General features: G+C 72.6%; 14 protein-coding genes. 7 read left to right on the top strand and 7 right to left on the bottom strand.

The window, feature by feature from the left end; translation table 11 throughout:
* Positions 1-36 precede the first annotated feature (36 nt).
* Together ACIRJT_RS07430 and ACIRJT_RS07425 are read left to right on the top strand one after the other, a co-directional pair.
* A complete protein-coding gene (locus tag ACIRJT_RS07430) occupies positions 37-1632 on the top strand; it encodes a multicopper oxidase family protein (protein ID WP_403905778.1) in 1596 nt (531 codons plus the stop codon).
* Positions 1633-1841: 209 nt separating this feature from the next.
* The gene (locus tag ACIRJT_RS07425; protein WP_403905775.1) at positions 1842-3596 is read left to right on the top strand and encodes an NAD+ synthase; all 1755 of its coding nucleotides are present in this window, start codon (positions 1842-1844) and stop codon (positions 3594-3596) included.
* A gap of 134 nt (positions 3597-3730) precedes the next feature.
* On the opposite strand, the gene ACIRJT_RS07420 is transcribed toward ACIRJT_RS07425, so the two are convergent.
* The 4 genes from ACIRJT_RS07420 to ACIRJT_RS07405 form a co-directional block, all read right to left on the bottom strand.
* On the bottom strand, positions 3731-4999 hold the full coding sequence (locus tag ACIRJT_RS07420; RefSeq protein WP_403905773.1) for an MFS transporter: 1269 nt from the start codon (positions 4997-4999) through the stop codon (positions 3731-3733).
* Positions 5000-5270: 271 nt separating this feature from the next.
* Positions 5271-6296, bottom strand: a complete 1026-nt coding sequence (locus ACIRJT_RS07415; RefSeq protein ID WP_403905771.1) for an endonuclease/exonuclease/phosphatase family protein — start codon at positions 6294-6296, stop codon at positions 5271-5273.
* Between the two features lie 237 nt (positions 6297-6533).
* Positions 6534-7196 (bottom strand): TetR/AcrR family transcriptional regulator, encoded by a 663-nt coding sequence (locus tag ACIRJT_RS07410; RefSeq protein ID WP_403905768.1) that lies wholly within the window; start codon positions 7194-7196, stop codon positions 6534-6536.
* Between the two features lie 203 nt (positions 7197-7399).
* A complete protein-coding gene (locus ACIRJT_RS07405) occupies positions 7400-9013 on the bottom strand; it encodes a DHA2 family efflux MFS transporter permease subunit (RefSeq protein ID WP_403905766.1) in 1614 nt (537 codons plus the stop codon).
* 224 nt (positions 9014-9237) lie between these two features.
* Between ACIRJT_RS07405 and panB the strand changes: the two genes are divergently transcribed.
* From panB to ACIRJT_RS07390, 3 genes are all read left to right on the top strand, one after another.
* Positions 9238-10137, top strand: coding sequence for a 3-methyl-2-oxobutanoate hydroxymethyltransferase (panB, locus tag ACIRJT_RS07400; RefSeq protein WP_403905763.1), 900 nt, complete (start codon positions 9238-9240; stop codon positions 10135-10137).
* A 186-nt stretch (positions 10138-10323) separates the two neighbouring features.
* Positions 10324-11337: an ATP-binding cassette domain-containing protein gene (locus ACIRJT_RS07395; RefSeq protein WP_403905761.1), complete on the top strand. Its 1014-nt coding sequence runs from the start codon at positions 10324-10326 to the stop codon at positions 11335-11337.
* Complete coding sequence (locus tag ACIRJT_RS07390) at positions 11334-12191, top strand: ABC transporter permease (protein ID WP_403905758.1); 858 nt, start codon at positions 11334-11336, stop codon at positions 12189-12191. The genes ACIRJT_RS07395 and ACIRJT_RS07390 overlap by 4 nt, the downstream gene beginning before the upstream one ends.
* Positions 12192-12258: 67 nt before the next feature.
* On the opposite strand, the gene ACIRJT_RS07385 is transcribed toward ACIRJT_RS07390, so the two are convergent.
* Complete coding sequence (locus ACIRJT_RS07385) at positions 12259-15651, bottom strand: AfsR/SARP family transcriptional regulator (RefSeq protein WP_403905756.1); 3393 nt, start codon at positions 15649-15651, stop codon at positions 12259-12261.
* Positions 15652-15904: 253 nt separating this feature from the next.
* Here ACIRJT_RS07385 and ACIRJT_RS07380 point away from each other — a divergent pair, with 253 nt between their 5' ends.
* Positions 15905-16711 (top strand): site-2 protease family protein, encoded by an 807-nt coding sequence (locus ACIRJT_RS07380; protein ID WP_403905754.1) that lies wholly within the window; start codon positions 15905-15907, stop codon positions 16709-16711.
* 63 nt (positions 16712-16774) lie between these two features.
* Here ACIRJT_RS07380 and ACIRJT_RS07375 read toward each other — a convergent pair whose 3' ends face one another.
* Positions 16775-16957, bottom strand: coding sequence for a hypothetical protein (locus ACIRJT_RS07375; RefSeq protein ID WP_007458712.1), 183 nt, complete (start codon positions 16955-16957; stop codon positions 16775-16777).
* A gap of 88 nt (positions 16958-17045) precedes the next feature.
* On the bottom strand, positions 17046-17756 hold the full coding sequence (gene npdG, locus ACIRJT_RS07370; RefSeq protein ID WP_403905751.1) for an NADPH-dependent F420 reductase: 711 nt from the start codon (positions 17754-17756) through the stop codon (positions 17046-17048).
* A gap of 266 nt (positions 17757-18022) precedes the next feature.
* Between npdG and ACIRJT_RS07365 the strand changes: the two genes are divergently transcribed.
* Positions 18023-19282, top strand: a complete 1260-nt coding sequence (locus ACIRJT_RS07365) for an MFS transporter (protein WP_403906551.1) — start codon at positions 18023-18025, stop codon at positions 19280-19282.
* The last annotated feature ends 38 nt before the right edge of the window (positions 19283-19320 follow it).

The following is a 19320-nucleotide window of genomic DNA, read 5'->3' as shown; positions in this document are numbered from 1 at the left end:
CATCCAGTTCTTCAGTTCTTCAGAGGTGTCATCGGCATGCCCACGCAACCCACTCGACGCGCCGTGCTCGGCGCCGCTCTCGCCGTCGTCGGCACGGGAGCCCTCGCCGCCTGTTCCGACGGTGGCGGCGGCGACCACGGCGGTGCGCACTCCCCCGGCGGAGCGCAGGACTCAGGTACGTACGTCTCGCCCGGCGGCGAGGAAGTCGAGGCGGCCGAGGCGGCGCGCGGCTCCGGCCCCGTGCGCGAGGTCTCCCTCACCGCCACCCGTGCCCGGCTCGACCTCGGCGGCGGGCGGACCGTCGCCTCCTGGGCGTACGGGGACCGGCTGCCCGGGCGCGAGGTGCGGGTGACGGCGGGCGACACGCTCGCCCTCACCCTCGCCAACCATCTGCCGGAGCCCACCTCCCTGCACTGGCACGGCCTCGCCCTGCGCAACGACATGGACGGGGTCCCCGGGCTGACCCAGCGGCACATCGCGCCGGGGGCCGACTTCGCCTACCGGTTCACCGTGCCGCACCCGGGGACGTACTGGTTCCACCCGCACTCCGGCGTCCAGCAGGACCGGGGGCTGTACGCGCCGCTGATCGTCGAGGACCCGAAGGAACCGTTGGCGTACGACAAGGAGTGGGTCATCGTCCTCGACGACTGGGTCGACGGGGTGGACGGGTCCACTCCGGACGCCGTCCTCGAGGAGCTGTCCGGGGGCATGGGCGGCGGGACGGACCACGGCGCGCACACCATGTCGGGCGAGGAGGACGAGAAGGACGGGAGCGGTGACGGGCCCTCGCGGATGATGATGGGGGCCACCAGCGAACTGCTCGGCGGGGACGCCGGTGATGTGGCCTACCCGCACTACCTGGTCAACGGGCGGGTGCCGCAGGACCCGTCCTCCTTCTCCGCGCGGCCCGGCGACCGCATCCGGCTGCGGATCATCAACGCCGGTGGCGACACGGCCTTCCGGGTCGCGCTCGGCGGGCACCGGATGACCGTGACGCACGCCGACGGGTTCCCGGTCCGGCACACCACGGGTGACGCGCTGCTGCTGGGAATGGGCGAGCGGTACGACGTCCTCGTCACCGCGGGCGACGGGGTCTTCCCGCTGACCGCGCTGGCCGAGGGGAAGAAGTCCGGGAAGAAGGAGACCTCCGCACTGGCCGTCCTGCGGACCGGGAGCGGGGCCGTGCCCACCGCCTCCGTACGGCCCAAGGAGCTGGACGGGAAGCTGGTGGAGGCGGGGCGGCTGGCGCCGGACCCGTCGGTGGCGCTGCCCGCCCGCGCGCCGGACCGGACGATCCGGATCCGGCTCACCGGCGGGATGGCGAGGTACGACTGGGCCTTCGACGGGCAGCCGTACAGCGCGAAGCACCGGCGGCCGGTGGAGGCGGGCGAGCGGGTGCGGGTCGTCTTCGACAACGGGACGGCCATGTGGCATCCCCTCCACCTGCACGGGCACACCTTCGCGCTCGGCGGGAACGCCGCCGGAGCCCGTAAGGACACCGCGATCGTGCTGCCGCACCGGTCGCTGACCGTGGAGTTCGACGCCGACAACCCCGGGCTGTGGATGGTCCACTGCCACAACGTCTACCACGCGGAGGCGGGGATGATGACGGTCCTCGGATACCGGAGCTGACCCTGCGATCCCCGGCGGGTCGGCTACCGGAATTGCCCCTGCGATCCCCGGCGGGTCTGGGCCGGTAGCCGTTTCGACCTGCGGTTCCGGTGGGCCGGAGCCGCGGGTCTGGGCCGGTAGCCGTTTCGACCTGCGGTTCCGGTGGGCCGGAGCAGATTTTGCCCGGCCCGCCGGGACATCGCGTCAGAAAGACGATTACACTGGGCGGCGTGCCTCAACTACGCCTCGCACTGAATCAGATCGACTCCACCGTCGGCGACCTCGCCGGCAACGCTGAGGCGATCGTCCACTGGACCCGGCACGCCGCCGAGCAGGGCGCCCACCTGGTGGCGTTCCCCGAGATGGTGCTGACCGGATACCCCGTCGAGGACCTGGCCCTGCGGTCGTCCTTCGTCGAGGCCTCGCGACAGGCGCTCCGCGCGCTGGCCGCCCGGCTCGACGCGGAGGGCTTCGGCGAACTGCCGGTCGTCGTCGGCTACCTGGACCGCTCCGAGCACGCCGCGGCGCGCTACGGGCAGCCCGCCGGTTCCCCGCGCAACGCCGCCGCCGTGCTGCACCGCGGAGGGATCGCGCTCAACTTCGCCAAGCACCACCTGCCGAACTACGGAGTGTTCGACGAGTTCCGGTACTTCGTCCCGGGCGACTCGATGCCCGTCGTCCGGATCCACGGCATCGACGTGGCCCTCGCGATCTGCGAGGACCTGTGGCAGGACGGCGGGCGCGTCCCGGCCGCCCGGTCCGCCGGGGCCGGGCTGCTGCTGTCGATCAACGCCTCGCCGTACGAGCGGGACAAGGACGACACCCGGCTGGAGCTGGTCCGCAAGCGGGCCCAGGAGGCCGGCTGCACGACGGCCTACCTGGCGATGATCGGCGGCCAGGACGAGCTGGTCTTCGACGGCGACTCGATCGTCGTCGACAAGGAGGGCGAGGTCATCGCCCGCGCCCCGCAGTTCTCCGAGGGCAGCGTCATCCTCGATCTGGAGCTGCCCGCCGCCGAGGCCGTGGCGCCCTCCGGTGTGGTGGACGACGGGCTGCGCATCGACCACGTGGTGCTGTCCGACCGGCCCGTGGACGCGTATGAGCCGGAGCTGGCCGGCGGGTACGCGGAGCGGCTGGGAGACGAGGAGGAGATCTACTCCGCACTGGTCGTCGGGCTGCGGGCGTACGCCGCGAAGAACGGTTTCAGCAGTGTGCTGATCGGGCTCTCCGGCGGCATCGACTCGGCGATCTGCGCGGCCATCGCCTGCGACGCGCTCGGTGCCCAGCACGTGTACGGCGTCTCGATGCCGTCGAAGTACTCCTCCGACCACTCCAAGGGCGACGCGGCCGAGCTGGCGCGGCGGACCGGGCTCAACTTCCGTACGCTGCCGATCGAGCCGATGTTCGACGCGTACATGGAGTCGCTCCGGCTCACCGGCCTCGCCGAGGAGAACCTCCAGGCGCGGCTGCGCGGCATGATGCTGATGTCCCTGTCCAACCAGGAGGGGCAGATCGTGCTGGCGCCGGGCAACAAGTCCGAGCTGGCGGTCGGCTACTCCACGCTGTACGGGGACGCGGTCGGCGCGTACGGGCCGATCAAGGACGTCTACAAGTCGTCGGTCTTCCGGCTGGCGAAGTGGCGCAACCGGGCCGCCGAGGAGCGGGGGCAGACCCCGCCGATCCCGGAGGCCTCGATCACCAAGCCGCCGAGCGCGGAGCTGCGGCCGGGGCAGGTCGACACGGACTCGCTGCCGGACTACGACGTCCTGGACGCGATCCTGGAGATGTACGTCGACCGGGACCAGGGTCTCGACGCCATCGTGGCGGCCGGGTTCGACGCGGAGCTGGTGGCGAAGACGCTGCGGATGGTGGACGGGGCCGAGTACAAGCGGCGGCAGTATCCGCCGGGGACGAAGATCTCGCCCAAGGGGTTCGGGAAGGACCGGCGGCTGCCGATCACGAACCGGTGGCGCGAGTCGTCCTAGCGGGGAGGGTGGTTACCGGGGGCGTCCGGTGGCCGCCTCTGTCCTCAAGCGCCGGACGGGCCGGGTTGTGCGGCGGCCATGCGTGGCTGCCTGGGCCGTCCGGCGCTTCGGCTGTCCGGCGCTTCGTTCCGTCCTCAAACGCCGGACGGGCTGGAGTGATGGGTGTCGGACGGGCTGGAGTGGGTGCCGGACCGGCTTGATGTCGCCGGGTCGTCGACCGTGGTGCGGGAGCCTGCTGCCACCACGCGGGATTTCGGGGACGGGTCCCGGTCCAGGTAGCCCGCTGTCGCCGCCACGGCCAGGCCGATCACTGCCAGCACCGCACCCACCAGGGCCGGGGACGTCCAGCCCCAGCCCGCCGCGATGGCGACGCCACCCAGCCAGGCGCCGCCCGCGTTGGCCAGATTGAACGCGGAGTGGTTGGAGGCGGAGGCCAGCGTCGGGGCGTCCTTCGCCTTGTTCATCACCAGCATCTGGAGCGGGGTCGTCGTCATGAAGCCGACTCCGCCCAGCAGCACCACCATCACCAGCGCGGCCCACGGGACGTGCACCGTGAACGGGAAGACCACCAGGATCACCGCGAGCGCGCCGAGCGATCCGTAGAGGGTCGGGCGCAGCGCCCGGTCCGTGAGGGGGCCCGCGGCCAGCGCGCCCAGGGTCATCCCGATGCCGAAGAGGGCCAGGACCAGGGTGACCGAGGATGCGCCGAAGCCCATCGCCTCCGTGGTCATGGCCGAGAGGTACGAGTACACCGCGAAGACCCCGGCGAAGCCGAAGACGGCGGTGAGCAGGCCGAGGACCACCTGACGGTTGCCGAGGGCGCGCAGTTCGCGGCGGACGTCCTGGTGCGCCTCGACGGGGATGTGGGGCACCAGGCGTGTGAGGGCCGCCATCGCGGCGAGGCCGATCGCCGCGACCACGAGGAAGGTGGCCCGCCAGCCGAGGTGCTGGCCGAGCAGGGTGGCGGCCGGTACGCCGACGATGTTCGCCACCGTCAGGCCGAGGAACATCGTCGCGACGGCCCGCGCCTGGCGGCCCTCGGAGACCAGCCGGGCGGCGACGACCGCGCCGACGCCGAAGAACGCGCCGTGCGGGAGACCCGCGAGGAAGCGGCCCGCGATCAGCCAGCCGAAGTCCGGGGCGAGCGCGGAGGCCAGGTTGCCGACGGTGAACAGTGCCATGAGGAGCAGGAGCATCCGCTTGCGCGGGACCCGCGAGCCGAGGCCGGTGAGCAGGGGCGCACCCAGGACGACACCGATCGCGTACGCCGACACGAGGTATCCGGCGGTGGGCACGGACGTGCCGAGGTCGTCGGCCACGTTGGGCAGCAGCCCCATCATGACGAACTCCGTCGTGCCTATGCCGAAGGCGCTCACGGCCAGGGCGAGGAGAGCCAGGGGCATGGGGAGGAGACCTTTCATCGGAACGGGAGGTTCGGGAAGCGGGAGGCTCGGAGGAGGGCGGGAGGCTCGGGGGGTCGAGCGGCCGGGAACAGCAGGAAGCCGTTGCCGGGGCACGCGGGGTGCGGGACAACGGCTCACGCCATATGTAAGTTACCGGAACAAATTCTCGCAGATGGTTATGCCCGGGCGCCTACCGGCAGGTGAACGGCTCGTTGCGGACGTCCCACCGCAGCCATCCGTCCCACCGGACCCACCCGGCCCGCCGGATACGTCACAGCTCCACGCGGGCCGCGATCGGGAGGTGGTCGCTGTCGGTCGCCGCGAGGGTCCAGGAGGCCATCGGCTCGACGCCCTTGACCATGATCTGGTCGATCCGGGCCATCGGGAACGAGGCGGGCCAGCTGAATCCGAAGCCGTCGCCCGCCGCGCCCTGGGTGGAGCGCATCTGCGCGGTCACCGCGTTCAGCGAACGGTCGTTCATCGTGCCGTTCAGGTCGCCGAGCAGGACGACGCGCTCCACCCGTTCGTCGGCGATGGCCTCGCCGAGCGCGTCGGCGCTGTTGTCGCGCTGGTTGGCGGTGAACCCGGCGTGCAGCTTCACGCGGACGGACGGCAGGTGGGCCACGTACACCGCGACCTCGCCCTGCGGGGTCCTGACCGTCGAGCGCATCGCCCTGGTCCAGCCCATCTTGATGTCGACGGGCTTGGTGTCGGCCAGCGGGTACTTGCTCCACAGACCGACGGTGCCCTGGACGGAGTGGTACGGGTAGCGGTCGGCCAGCGACTCCTCGTACGTGGAGACCTGCCCGCCCGGGAGTTCCTGGAGGGCCACGACGTCCGCCCCGGAACCGGCGACCTGCTGGGCGGTGCCGTCGGGGTCGGGGTTGCCCGCGTTGACGTTGTGGGTGGCGACGGTGAGGTCGCCGCCGCCGCCGGACTTGTCGGTGAGCAGGCCCCCGAAGACGTTGAGCCAGACCACCGCGGGCAGCAGCAGCGCGATCACCGCGGTCGCGGAGCGCCGCACCAGGCCGAGGACCAGCAGCACCGGGATGAAGAGCGCGACCCACGGCAGGAACGTCTCGACGAGGCTGCCGAGGTTGCCGAGCCGGTTGGGGATCTGCGCGTGGACGACCATCAGCAGGGTCAGCAGCACCGAGCAGAGCGCCAGCACGATCCCGCGGCGCCAGACGCCCCGGTCAGACCTCAGTCTGTCCCACAGGCCCCGGAAGCGGGACCCGCCGGTCTCCGGCCGCTCCGCGCTGCCGTGGTCCGTGTCCGCCCCGTACGCCTGCACCATCGCGCTGTCCTCACTGCCTTGCCCTGCACATCGCCGCGCACTCGACCCTAGGCGATGAGCGGCGTCTTTCCGGCCGTCGGCCCACAGACCCGCCCGACGTCCCACGACCGTACGGAGTGCCCGTACGGAAAACAGGACGACGGAGGCCGGACGACGGGTTCCGGCGCGGGGCCGGCCGGGGGGCCTTGTGACAGAACGATCACACTCGTACGGGGACGAGCCCTCCCGACAGCGCCATCAGACCCGTGCGGGGGCGAGCCCTCCCAGCAGGGCGGCGATGACGCGGTCCACGAGGTCCTCGGGGAGCGGCGCGTCGGGGCGGTGCACCGTGCGGACGAGCATGGGGCCGACGAAGAGGTCGTCGATCAGCTCCACGTCGAGGTCGTCGCGCAGTTCCCCGGCGGCGACGGCGCGCCGCACCGCCTCCAGCATCGCGACGCGCCGGGGGGCGATCACCGTGCCGGAATACTCCTGCCACAGCTTCGGGTGGCTCTTCATCTGGGCGAAGATGTTGACCAGGAGCACCGAGGAACGCTGGGCGAGGCCCCGGGTGCGCATCGATTCCAGCATCACACGCAGGTCGGCGAGTCCGGCGGTGCCGGAGACGGGCGGGTCGGTGGGCTCCATGTCGCGTACGACGTCGACGAAGAGCTCCTCCTTCCCGCTCCAGCGCCGGTAGATGGTGGCCTTGCCGACGCCCGCGGTGCGCGCGATGCGCTCGATGGAGAGGCCCGCCAGCGGCTCGCCCGCCTCCAGGAGGACGATGACGGCGTCCAGGATCGCCCGCTCCGCCGCGGCGGAGCGGGGCCGTCCGCGGCGGGGCTCCGGAGCCGTCCCGGCCGGCGGCTCGCCGCCGTCCCGCGCCCCGCATCCGTCCCGCTCGCCGTCCTCGCCCTGCACCTGAAGCCGCCTCTCGCCGCGATGTCGTCCCGCGTACGTTCCCGGCGCTCGTCCCGGTGCGTACGTCGCCCCGATTCTCGCCGACCCGGGAGGCCCGGAGCGACGGGCCTCACCGGCCGGCCTGGCCCGCGGGGCCCGTCCGACCCGGATTCCCACGGCCGACCGTGGTGCACCGGGCCCCTGCGACCCGGTGCACCCGGGTGTCAGCGGCTCAGCTTCTCCTTCGCGGGCTGGGCTTCCGCGGCCTCGGGGGCCCCGGTCGCCGCCGCGGTCCGGCCGGGCAGGAACAGGCCGACGACGACGGCGCCGATCAGGGCGACGGCCGCCGAGCCGAGCGCGGTCACGTGCATGGCGCTGATGAACGCGTCGTGGGCGGCGGCGACCAGCGGCTTTCCGGCCACCGGGCCGAGCTTCTCGGCGACGCCGAGGGTGGCCTCGATGGACTCGCCCGCCACGTCCCTGACCCCGGCCGGGACGGCGCCGAGGTGACCCTCGATGTCGCCCCGGTAGACGGTGGAGAGCACCGAGCCGAGGACCGCGATCCCGAGCGCCCCGCCGACCTGGCGGAAGGTGTTGTTGACGGCGGATCCGGAACCGGCCTTCTCGCGGGGCAGCGCCTGCATCACGGCGACGGTGACGGGCGGCATGATGTGCGCCATCCCGGTGCCCTGGACGAAGAAGACGAGGCACATCGCCCACACCGGCGTACCGGTGTCGAACAGGGCGAACGAGGCGAGTCCGGCGGCGACGAGCAACATGCCGACCGTGCAGACCGCGCGGGCGCCGAAACGGTCGACGACCAGCCGGGCCCGGGGCGCGAAGATCATCTGGGCGGCGGCGAGCGGAACGATCAGCAGGCCCGACTCCAGGGCGGTGTAGCCGCGCACGCTCTGGAGGTAGAAGGCGGAGAAGAAGGTCACGCCCATGAGCGCGAAGAAGACCAGCGCTATGGCGGCGACGGCGGCGGAGAACGCGGGCTCGCGGAAGTACGTGACGTCGATGGCCGGATGGCTGCTGCGCTTCTCGTGCCAGACGAATCCGGCCAGCACCAGCAGTCCGCCGACGATGGCGACGAGGACGGTGGTGTCGGTGAAGTCGGCCAGTTCACCGCCCCGGATGATCCCGTACACCAGCAGGACCAGGCCCACGATGGACAGCGCGACGCCCACGGGGTCGACCTTGCCGGGCTTCGGGTCGCGGGAGTCGGGGACCAGGATCGCCATGGCGATCAGGGCGATCACGACCACCGGGACGTTCACCAGGAAGATCGAGCCCCACCAGAAGTGCTCCAGGAGCAGTCCGCCGGTGATCGGGCCGATGGCGATGCCGAGCCCGACACTGCCCGCCCAGATGCCTATGGCCTTGGGCTGCTCGTCGCGCTCGAAGACGTTCATCAGGACGGCGAGGGTGGCGGGCATCACGAAGGCCGCGCCGAAGCCCATCAGCGCCCGCCAGGTGATGAGCTCGCCGGGCGAGGAGGAGAAGGCGGCCAGCGCGGAGCCGATGCCGAAGACCAGGATGCCGGCGAGGAGGACCTTCTTGCGGCCGATCCGGTCGCCGAGCAGGCCCGCGGTGAACAGCAGCCCGGCGAAGACGAGCGTGTAGGAGTTGATCGCCCACTCCAACTCGCTCTGGGTGGCGCCGATGCCGGTGGGTGCGGGGCTCGCGATCGTCTTGACCGCGACGTTCAGGATCGAGTTGTCCAGCACCACGATGAGCAGGCTGAACATGAGGACGGCGAGGATCCACCAGCGACGGCGGTGGATCGCCTCGGGGACACGGGGCGCGGCGGCGGGAGCGCCGGACGGTAGGGGCATGGGGACGATCCTAGCCTCATTTCGATACGAGACCGTCTCGTATTGTTAAAGGTTTCCCCGCCAGTCGCCCGCCGGTTCCCGGCCGGTCCCTCACCGGCTCCCCGCCGGCCGCCGTTCGGACACACGTGCGGGCCCACTTCCCGAGTGGCGGGGCGGGATGCCACCATGGAAGGGATCCGGGGACGCCGTCAGGGCGCCTCGAGATGACGAAGGAGCCACCGGCCATGTCGCTTCAGGCTGCAGAGAATCCGTCTTCCCCCACGGGCACCTCCTCCCCCGCGGGTGCGTCCGCCGACAGCAGCAAAGCGCTGTACGGAGGGAAGCCCACCCGCCGCATCACCGTCCACGACATCGCCGCCGCCACGGAGCGCGGCGAGAAGTGGCCGATGCTCACCGCCTACGACGCGATGACCGCGTCCGTCTTCGACGAGGCCGGCATCCCGGTCATGCTCGTCGGTGACTCCATGGGCAACTGCCACCTCGGCTACGAGACCACCGTGCCCGTCACGATGGACGAGATCGCCATGCTGTCCGCCGCCGTCGTCCGGGGCACCAGGCGCGCCCTCGTCGTCGGCGACCTGCCCTTCGGCTCCTACCAGGAGGGTCCCGTCCAGGCGCTGCGCAACGCCACCCGGCTCGTCAAGGAGTCGGGCGTCGGCGCGGTCAAGCTGGAGGGCGGCGAGCGGTCCCACGAGCAGATCCGGCTGCTGGTCGAGGCCGGCATCCCGGTCATGGGACACATCGGCCTGACCCCGCAGTCCGTCAACGCGATGGGCTACCGGGTCCAGGGACGCGGCGAGGAGGCCGCCCAGCAGCTGCTGCGCGACGCCAAGGCCGTGCAGGACGCGGGCGCGTTCGCCGTCGTGCTGGAGCTGGTGCCCGCCGAGCTGGCCGCCGAGGTCACCCGCACGCTGCACATCCCGACCGTCGGCATCGGCGCCGGTTCCGCGACCGACGCCCAGGTGCTCGTCTACACGGACATGGTCGGGCTGACCGGCGGCAAGGTGCCGCGCTTCACCAAGCAGTACGCGAACCTGCGCCAGGTGCTCGGCGACGCCGCGAAGGAGTTCGCGGACGAGGTCGTCGGCGGCACGTTCCCGGCGCCGGAGCACACCTTCCACTGATGCCCGCGCACTGACCTCACGGGCCTTTTGACCCGCCTTCGTCCCGCGCCCACCAGCCATTTCCCGCACCACCGACAGCCCGCCGACATCCCCCATCGGCGGGCTGTCGCCTGCGTGGCACCCGGTGCCGGGCCGTGTCGGCGGCCTGTCGGCGAGCTGTCGGTGGGCACTGGTGTGCTGGTGGACATGGAACGAATCGACAAGAACCCCAGCAGCGGCCGGAACGCCGTCGAGGTGCGGGGGCTGGTCAAGCACTACGGCGAGACCAAAGCACTGGACGGCGTGGACCTCGATGTCCGCGAAGGCACCGTCCTCGGTGTGCTCGGACCCAACGGCGCCGGCAAGACCACTCTCGTACGCTGCCTGTCCACCCTGATCACTCCCGACTCCGGCCGCGCGGTCGTCGCGGGTTACGACGTGGTGAAGCAGCCCCGGCAGCTCCGCCGCACCATCGGCCTCACCGGGCAGTACGCCTCGGTCGACGAGAAGCTCTCCGGCTGGGAGAACCTCTACATGATCGGGCGGCTGCTCGATCTGCCCCGTAAGAAGGCGCGGGCCCGCGCCGACGAGCTGCTGGAGCGGTTCTCACTCACCGAGGCGGCCAAGCGGGCCTGCATGGAGTACTCCGGAGGGATGCGCCGCCGCCTCGACCTGGCCGCCTCCATGATCGGCAACCCCTCCGTGCTCTACCTGGACGAGCCGACGACGGGGCTCGACCCCCGGACCCGCAACGAGGTCTGGGACGAGGTGCAGCGGATGGTCGCCGAGGGCGCGACCGTACTGCTGACCACCCAGTACATGGAGGAGGCGGAGCAGCTCGCCAGGGAACTGACCGTGATCGACCGCGGGAAGATCATCGCCCGCGGCGGGGTCGACGAGCTGAAGGCGAAGGTCGGCGGACGCACCCTCCAGATTCGGCCCTCGGACCCGGCGGAGCTGGCCGCGATGGCGCAGGCGATCCGGGAGGCGGGCCTCGACGGCGTCGCCGGCGCGCAGGCGGTGCCGGACGAGGGCCTGCTGTACGTGCCGATCCTCAGCGACGAGCAGCTGACCGCCGTCATCGGGCTGCTGGGCGTCCGGGGGTTCTCCCTCGCCCATGTCTCCACCGCCCTGCCCAGCCTCGACGAGGTGTTCCTCGCGATCACCGGCGACAAGGCCGCGCCCCTCTCCGACCAGGCTCCCCAGGAGGTCGCCGCATGAGCACCACGACACTGACCCCCGCCCCCGCCGGGACCGCCGGAACCACGCCCCCGAAGGTGCGGAACGAGGAGGGCCGGATCGGTCTGCGGGCCAATCTGCGGCACATCGGGGCTCTGGCGCGGCGCAATCTGCTCCAGATCAAGAAGGACCCCGAGTCGATGTTCGACGTCCTTCTGATGCCGATCATCTTCACGCTGCTGTTCGTGTACGTCTTCGGCGGCTCGGTCGGCGGCAGCCTCGGCGGGAACCGGCAGGACTACCTGAACTACCTGGTTCCCGGGCTGATGGCGATGATGGGCATGAACATCGCCATGGCCGTCGGCACCGGGGTCAACGACGACTTCCGCAAGGGCGTCATGGACCGGTTCCGGACGATGCCGATCGCCCGCTCCTCGGTGCTGATCGCCAAGATCGTGGTCGAGCTGGGCCGGATGATGGTCGCCATCGCCATCCTGCTCGCGATGGGCTTCGCCCTCGGTATGACGCTGGGCACCTCGGTGCTCGGGCTGCTGGCGGCCGTGGCGCTGTCGGCGGTGTTCGGCGCCGCCATCATGTGGATCTTCATCGTGCTCGGGCTGGCCATGAAGACGGCCCAGGCGGTCCAGGGGATGGGAATGCTGGTGCTGATGCCGCTGCAGTTCGGATCCTCCATCTTCGCGCCGCCGAAGACCATGCCGGGCTGGCTCCAGACGTTCACCGACTACAACCCGCTGTCCAATCTGGCGGACGCGGTGCGGGGCCTGATGATGGGCGGCCCGGTCGCCAACTCCGTCTGGGTGACGCTCGCCTGGGCGGCGGGCATCACGCTGGTGATGGCGCCGCTGGCGGTGTCCAAGTTCCGCAAGAAGGCCTGAGCCGGCGGGCCTGGGCATGAAGGCCTGAGCATGAGGGCCTGAGCGAGACGGCCTGAGCGCAGAAGCGTTACGCCGGAGGGGTGTGCCGGTACGTCTCCGCCAGGGCGGTGGCCTCGTCGAGTGTGAGGCCGCCGCCCTGCTCGTACGCCGCCTCGTACGCCGCCTCGTCGCCGAGCCGGTCCCGGGCGGCCTGCTCGGCGAGCGCCGAGTTGCGGTGCTCCATGACGCTCGGCACGTGCCCCTTCGGCAGGAGCGTCGCCTGGAACGCCAGCAGCCGGGCGGCGTCCTCCCCCGCTCCGGGGCCTCCGAAGCCGGCGAGCGCGTGCGCGATGGCCGTCAGATGGGCCGACGGCATCTGCGGGGCCACCATCATCGACAGCGGCTCCAGCGCGCCCTTCAGCGCGATCAGCGCGTTGTCGAGGGCCGAGACGTGGGCGCCGTCGAGGTTGTCCAGCCAGGCCAGCACGCCGTGGACGAATCCGCCGAAGATGGCGACGTCGCGGGACTTGAAGTCCTCGCGGACCAGCTGCGCCTCCCGGCGTGCCTCGTCGACCCGCCCCTGGAGCCCGAGGACGAACCCCAGGTGGATGCGGGCCATCGGCGTCGCCTCGTGACCGGACTGCCGACCGTTCTCGGTGACGTCACGCAGGATGGTCTCGGCCTCCGGGAGGCGGTCGAGCTCGATGAGGGCTCCGGCGTACCGGGCACGCAGCAGCGCCGCCTGACTCTGTGCGCCGATCTTCTGCGCGTACTCCACGGCGGCCCGGTAGTCGTCCAGGGCCGCCGCGAACTCCCCGGCGCGCTCGTTGGCCTCTCCCCGCGCGGAAAGCGCCTCGGCGGCGCCCCAGTCGTCGCCCAGACGGGTGTAGATCTCCAGGCTCTCGTCGGCGTCGGCGCGCGCGTCCGCCACCCGCGCGGGGCTGTTGGACAGGAGGTTGGCGCGGGTGTTCAGCGCGGAGCCCAGCTCCCACTCGCCACCGTGGACCCGGGAGGCCCGGACCGTCTCGTCGAGCACCGCGAACAGCCGGTCCATGTCGCTGGTGAGCATGACCGCGAACAGCCAGAACGTTCCGGGCATGCGGCAGGTCTGCGGCATGCCGGGCCGGTAGGTGTCCGCGATGATCTCCAGGCGTGCCTTGCCCTCGGGGGTCGACCATTCGGTGATCGCGTGGTCCACACCGGCCAGTTGGATCAGTGCCACCCCGCGCCGCGCCTCCGCGAGCTGTTCGCCGTCCATCGGCGGCGGCCGGTCGGTGGCCCCTTCCATGAGCACCGGAGCCCGGACACCGGGCGGGGCGAAGGGGTCGGGGCCGAGCGAGGAGGCGAGCTCACTCCACTGGCGGGCTTCCGAGCGCAGGTCCCGCAACTGCCAGTACCAGGCCATCGACAGCACGATGCAGAGGGCCTCGTGCTCCTCCCGGGCGGCGACGGCGTGGCGGAGCGCGGTGCGGATGTTCTCGTACTCACGCCGGAAGACCGCGATGGCCTCCCGCTGTCCGGAGCCACGCATCCGCGGTCCGGTGATCCGGGCCAGCTCCCGGTAGTGGACCAGGTGGCGCCGCTCGACGGCGTCCCGTTCGGCCGCCTCCTCCAGGCGCTCCGCGGCGTATTCGCCGACCGTCTCCAGCAGCCGGTAGCGCATCTCCTCGTCGTCGCCGGGCGCGGCGACGACGAGGGACTTGTCGACGAGGGACCCGAGGAGGGCGGCGACGTCGAGGGAGTCGACGGCGACACCGCCGTCGGGGGCGGGGAGGGCGCAGACCTCCTCGGCGGCGGCGAGGGAACAGCCTCCGGCGAAGACGGAGAGACGGCGCAGCACGGCGCGTTCGGTGGCGTCGAGCAGGTCCCAGGACCAGTCGACGACGGCACGCAGGGTCTGCTGGCGGGGCAGCACGGTCCGGCTGCCGTTGGTGAGGAGGCGGAAGCGGTCGTCGAGCCGGTCGGCGATCTGGCGCGGGGTGAGCATCCGCAGCCGGGCGGCGGCCAGTTCGATGGCGAGCGGCAGTCCGTCCAGCCGGCGGCAGATCTCGGCGCAGGCGGCCGCGGTCGCCCCGTCCGCGTCGGTGCGGAAGCCGGGGCGGGCCGCCGCCCCGCGCTCGGCGAGCAGGCGCAGCGCCATCGGGTCCGGCAGCGGGTCGACGGGACGGACGAACTCGCCCGGCACTCCGAGGGGTTCGCGGCTGGTGGCGAGGACGGTGAGCTGCGGGCAGTGGGTCAGCAGCCGGTCGGCGAGAGCGGCCGCCGCCTCGACGACGTGCTCGCAGTTGTCCAGGAGGAGCAGCATCCGGCGCGGGGCGCAGTGCTCGGTGAGGCGTACGAGAGGGTCGGCGCCGGTGCGGTCGGTGGCCCGCAGTTCCTCGGCCCCCGCCCCGCGCAGCACGGTCTCGCGGGCGCCGAGCGCGGACAGGACGGCTTCGGGCACGCTGTCCGGGTCGTCGACCGGTGCCAGCTCGGCGAGCCAGACGCCGTCGGGCCAGCCCTCGGCGGCGGCCTCCGCGGTCTCCTGGGACAGCCGGGTCTTGCCCGCGCCGCCGGGGCCGAGCAGGGTGACGAGCCGGCTCCGGGCGAGGTCGTCGCGGAGCGCGGCGATGTCGCCGTCGCGCCCGACGAAGCTGGTGAGCCGGGCCCGGAGGTTCCCGGGCGGGGCCGGGGCGGGGGTCGGGGTCGGGGTCGGGGTCGGGGTGAGGCGCGCGCCCGCGGCGGGGCGGGGTGCGGGCCCCGGCGCCGGCGGCGCGGCCGGTTCCTGGTGGAGCAGTTCGGTGTGCAGGGCGCGCAGGGCCGGGCCCGGGGCGGTGCCGAGGCGGTCGTCGAGCAGGGCGCGGACCTCCTCGTACGCGGCCAGCGCCTCGGCGGGGCGGCCGGCGTCCCGCAGGGCCGTGATGCGCAGGCCCTGGAGCGGCTCGTCGAGCGGGTGGGCGTCGCAGAGCACGGCCAGCTCCGGCAGTGCCTCCTCCGGTCGCCCGGAGGCGAGGAGGGCCGCGAGCCCGGCGCGGCGTGCGTCGAGCCTGCGGGCCTCCCAGCGGGACGCCGTCGCCGCGCGGTCGGGCAGATCGGCGAGCGCGGGCCCGTGCCACAGGGCGAGGGCCTCCTTCAGGAGGGCGAGGGCGCTCGACGCGTCGCCGTCCTGAAGGGCCCGGCTGCCCTCGCCCGCCAGACGTTCGAAGAGGTGCAGGTCAACGGCGTCCGGCGGGGCGGCGAGCCGGTAGCCGCCCTCCACGGACTCGACGGCGCTCCGGCCCAGGGCCCGCCGCGCCCTTCCGACCAGGGCCTGGAGGGCGCCGGCCGCGTCGGCGGGCGGGTCGCCGTCCCACACCTCGTCGACGAGGACTCCGACCGGGACGGTCCGGCCGGGGCGCAGCGCGAGCACGGTGAGCAGGGCACGCAGCCGCGCCCCGCCGAGGGGGACGGCCGTGCCGTCGTCGCGGAGTGCCCGGGTGGTACCGAGGATGCAGTAGCGCACGGGCCCATTGTCCGTGACGGAGGGGGGCACGGCGTTGGCCGGGTGGAACTACACAAGCGGTCTCCGACGTTCCAGCCCTGTCCGACCCGTACGATCCCCGTTCCCGGATCCCAGGTCCGGTATCCCCTATCCGGTATCCCGTATCCGCTGTCACCAGGTCCTGTATCCCGTATCCCGTATCCCGGGTCCCGCTCCCCGCGCCGCACGCCGTACAGTCCCTCCCCCGCCCCCTCACGCCAGGAGCCGAGTGCCGATGACCACCGCAGCCACCCGCGGCGACCGGAGGATCAGCCCGGTCTTCCTCGGCATCGCCGCCGTCACCGCGGTCGCCGGCTGGGCGGTGTGGACGGGTTTCGCGGACGCCACCGGCTTCGCGGTGTTCCTGTTCGTCACCGGGGCCTGGATCGTCTCCCTCTGTCTGCACGAGTACGCGCACGCCCGCACCGCGCTGCACAGCGGGGACCTCTCGGTGGGGGCGAAGGGCTATCTGACGCTCAATCCGCTGAAGTACACGCACGCGCTGCTCAGCATCGTGCTGCCGGTGCTCTTCGTGATCATGGGCGGGATCGGGCTGCCCGGCGGCGCGGTGTACATCGAGCGGGGACGGATCCACGGCCGCTGGAAGCACAGCCTGATCTCGGCGGCGGGCCCGCTGACGAACGTGGCGTTCGCGGTGGTGTGCACGGCCCCGTTCTGGCTGGACGCGCTCGACGGGGTGCCCCGCTCCTTCCAGTACGCGCTGGCGTTCCTGGCGATGCTCCAGGTGACGGCGGCGATCCTGAACCTCCTGCCGATTCCGGGGCTGGACGGGTACGGGGTGATCGAGCCCTGGCTCTCGTACCGGATCCGCCGCCAGGTGGAGCCGATCGCGCCGTTCGGGCTGATCGCCGTGTTCGCGATCCTGTGGATCCCCGAGGTGAACATCGCGTTCTTCGACGCGGTCCACGCGCTGCTGCGCGGGCTGGGCGTCGAGGAGTTCCAGCGGTACTGCGGTTACGACCTGTACCGCTTCTGGCGGGGCCTCTTCGACGAGCAGGACCCGGGCTGCGCGGTGGACTGACAGCGTGGCGCCTCGTTCGGCCCGACCCGTTCGGGCCTGGCCTCCTCGTTCAGGCCTCCTCGTTCAGCCCGCGTCGGCGGCGACGGCCAGCCGGTGCCTGCGGATGTAGAACCAGGTCATGTTCGACGAGAGCCCCGCGACGAGCACCCAGACGATCCCGAGCAGGCTGCCCTGCGCGAAGGAGACCACGGCCGCCACGACGGCGAGGACGCAGACGACGAGGGCGTAGAGAGCGATGCGGGGCATGGGGGTCGACTCCTGTCGGGAACGGGTCGCGGTCCCGTCCAGTGTCCCCCATGCCCCGTTGTGCCCTGACCGGGCCCGGCGTGGCCGGTCAGACGTCGGTGGCGCGCAGCCCGGCGTGGGCCTTGTAGCGGCGGTTGACCGAGATCAGGTTGGCGACCAGCGACTCGACCTGATGGGCGCCTCGCAGCCGCCCCGCGAAGATGCCGCGCATGCCCGGGATCCGGCCCGCCAGCGCCTGCACGAGGTCCGTGTCGGCCCGGGCCTCGCCCAGGACCAGCACGTCGGTGTCGATCTCCTCGATGGACTCGTCCTGGAGCAGCACGGCCGAGAGGTGGTGGAAGGCGGCGGTGACCCGGGAGTCGGGCAGCAGGGCGGCGGCCTGTTCGGCGGCGCTGCCCTCCTCCGGCTTGAGGGCGTAGGCGCCCTTCTTGTCGAAGCCGAGCGGGTTGACGCAGTCGATCACGAGCTTGCCCGCGAGTTCCTCGCGCAGGGACTGGAGCGTCTTGGCGTGGCCGTCCCACGGCACGGCGACGATCACGATGTCGCTGCGCCGGGCGCACTCCGCGTTGTCCGCGCCCTCGACGCCGAAGCCCAGCTCGGCCGCGGCCTGCTCGGCGCGGGCCGCGTCCCGGGAGCCCAGGGTGACCCGCTGCCCGGCGCGGGCGAGCCGGTAGGCGAGGCCGCGCCCCTGCGGGCCGGTGCCGCCGAGCACGCCCACGCTCAGGCCGGAAACATCGGGAAGGTCCCAGGGGTCCTTGGCGGGGGGCTTGGGCGCGCTGCCGCTGTCCTGTGTAGTCATGGGCCCGACCCTACTGCCAGGTAGCCCCCGGGAGACCGTCACCGCGGGCCCCCGGTCCCGCTCCCCGCCCGCTCCCCACCGGTCCTCCGTTCGGGTGAGGGAGGGGCCGGCAGGCATCGGCGGCCCCCTTCGCCCGGCCCTGCGGGCGTCAGGGAATATCGGTTGCTCGAAGCTCCCGGCAGCGCGGATCATGGCCCTTCGTGACCTCAGCGCCTCCCTCCCCCTCGCCTTCGCCCGCCTCCCCCTCCTCAGCGCTGTCGGCCCGGATCCGCGCCCTGCTGCCGGACCTCTCGCCCTGGCGTTCCTCGGCGGACTTCCGGCTGCTGTGGGTGCAGGGCCTGATCACGTACTTCGGCAGCTTCATGGCGCTCATCGCGCTGCCGCTCCAGATCAAGGACCTCACGGGCTCCCCGCTCGCGGTCGGGGCGATGGGAGCCGTGGAGCTGGTGCCGCTGGTGGTCTTCGGGCTGTACGGCGGGGCGCTCGCGGACTCGGTGGACCGCCGCCGGGTCATCCTGCTCACCGAGGCGGGGCTCGGGGTGCTCGCCGCGATCCTGCTGGTGAACGCCCTGCTCCCGGAGCCGCTGCTGTGGCCGCTGTACGTGGTGGCCGGCGGGGTGTCCGCGCTCGCCGGGCTCCAACGGCCCGCGCTGGACTCCCTGATGGCCCGCATCGTGCCGCACAAGCAGCAGACGGCGGCGGCCGCGCTGAACTCGCTGCGCTGGCAGATCGGGGCCATCGCGGGCCCGGCGCTGGCCGGTCTGGTGGTGGCGTACGCCGGTCACGGCACCGCGTACGGGGTGACGGTGTGCACGTTCGCCGCCTCCGTCGTGCTCTGTCTGCGGCTGTCCCCCGCACCGCCGGCGCGGGACGCGCAGAAGCCGTCGCTGCGCGGGATCGTCGAGGGGGCGCGGTACGCCTGGAGCCGGCCGGTGCTGCTGGGGACGTACGCGATCGACATGGCGGCGATGTTCTTCGCCTTCCCGAACACGATCTTCCCGTTCCTGGCGGACGATCTGGACGCGGAGTGGTCGCTGGGCCTGATGTACGCGGCGGGCTCGGTCGGCTCGCTGGCGCTGGGGCTGACCAGCGGCTGGACGAGCCGGGTGCGCAGGCACGGGCTGTTCGTGGTGTTCGGCGCGACGGCGTGGGGACTGGCCATCGCCGCGGCGGGCTGGTTCTCCAGCGTGTGGGTGGTGCTGTTCTGCCTGGCCGTCGCGGGGGCGGGCGACATGCTGAGCGGGCTGGGGCGCGCGACCATCTGGAACCAGACGATCCCGGACGAGCTGCGGGGCCGGCTGGCGGGCATCGAGGTGCTCTCGTACAGCGTCGGCCCGCAGCTGGGCCAGGTGCGGGCCGGGGCGATGGCGGGCTGGACGGGGACCCGGTCGGCGATCTGGACGGGCGGGGTGGCGTGCGTGGCGTCCGTGGTGCTGCTGACCGCCGCGCTGCCGAAGCTGGTGCGGTACGACTCGGAGACGGACGAGGACGCGGTGCGGAGGCGGGAGGCGCGGGAGGAGGCGTGACCCGGGCCCGGCCGGGTGGCCGGGCTTCCGGGGCTCCG

It is taken from the genome of Streptomyces sp. NPDC102283 (genome assembly GCF_044766265.1).
Lineage (GTDB): Bacteria > Actinomycetota > Actinomycetes > Streptomycetales > Streptomycetaceae > Streptomyces.
The sequence above is the reverse complement of the archived record's forward strand: the minus strand, read 5'-3'. Positions and strand labels throughout refer to the sequence as shown.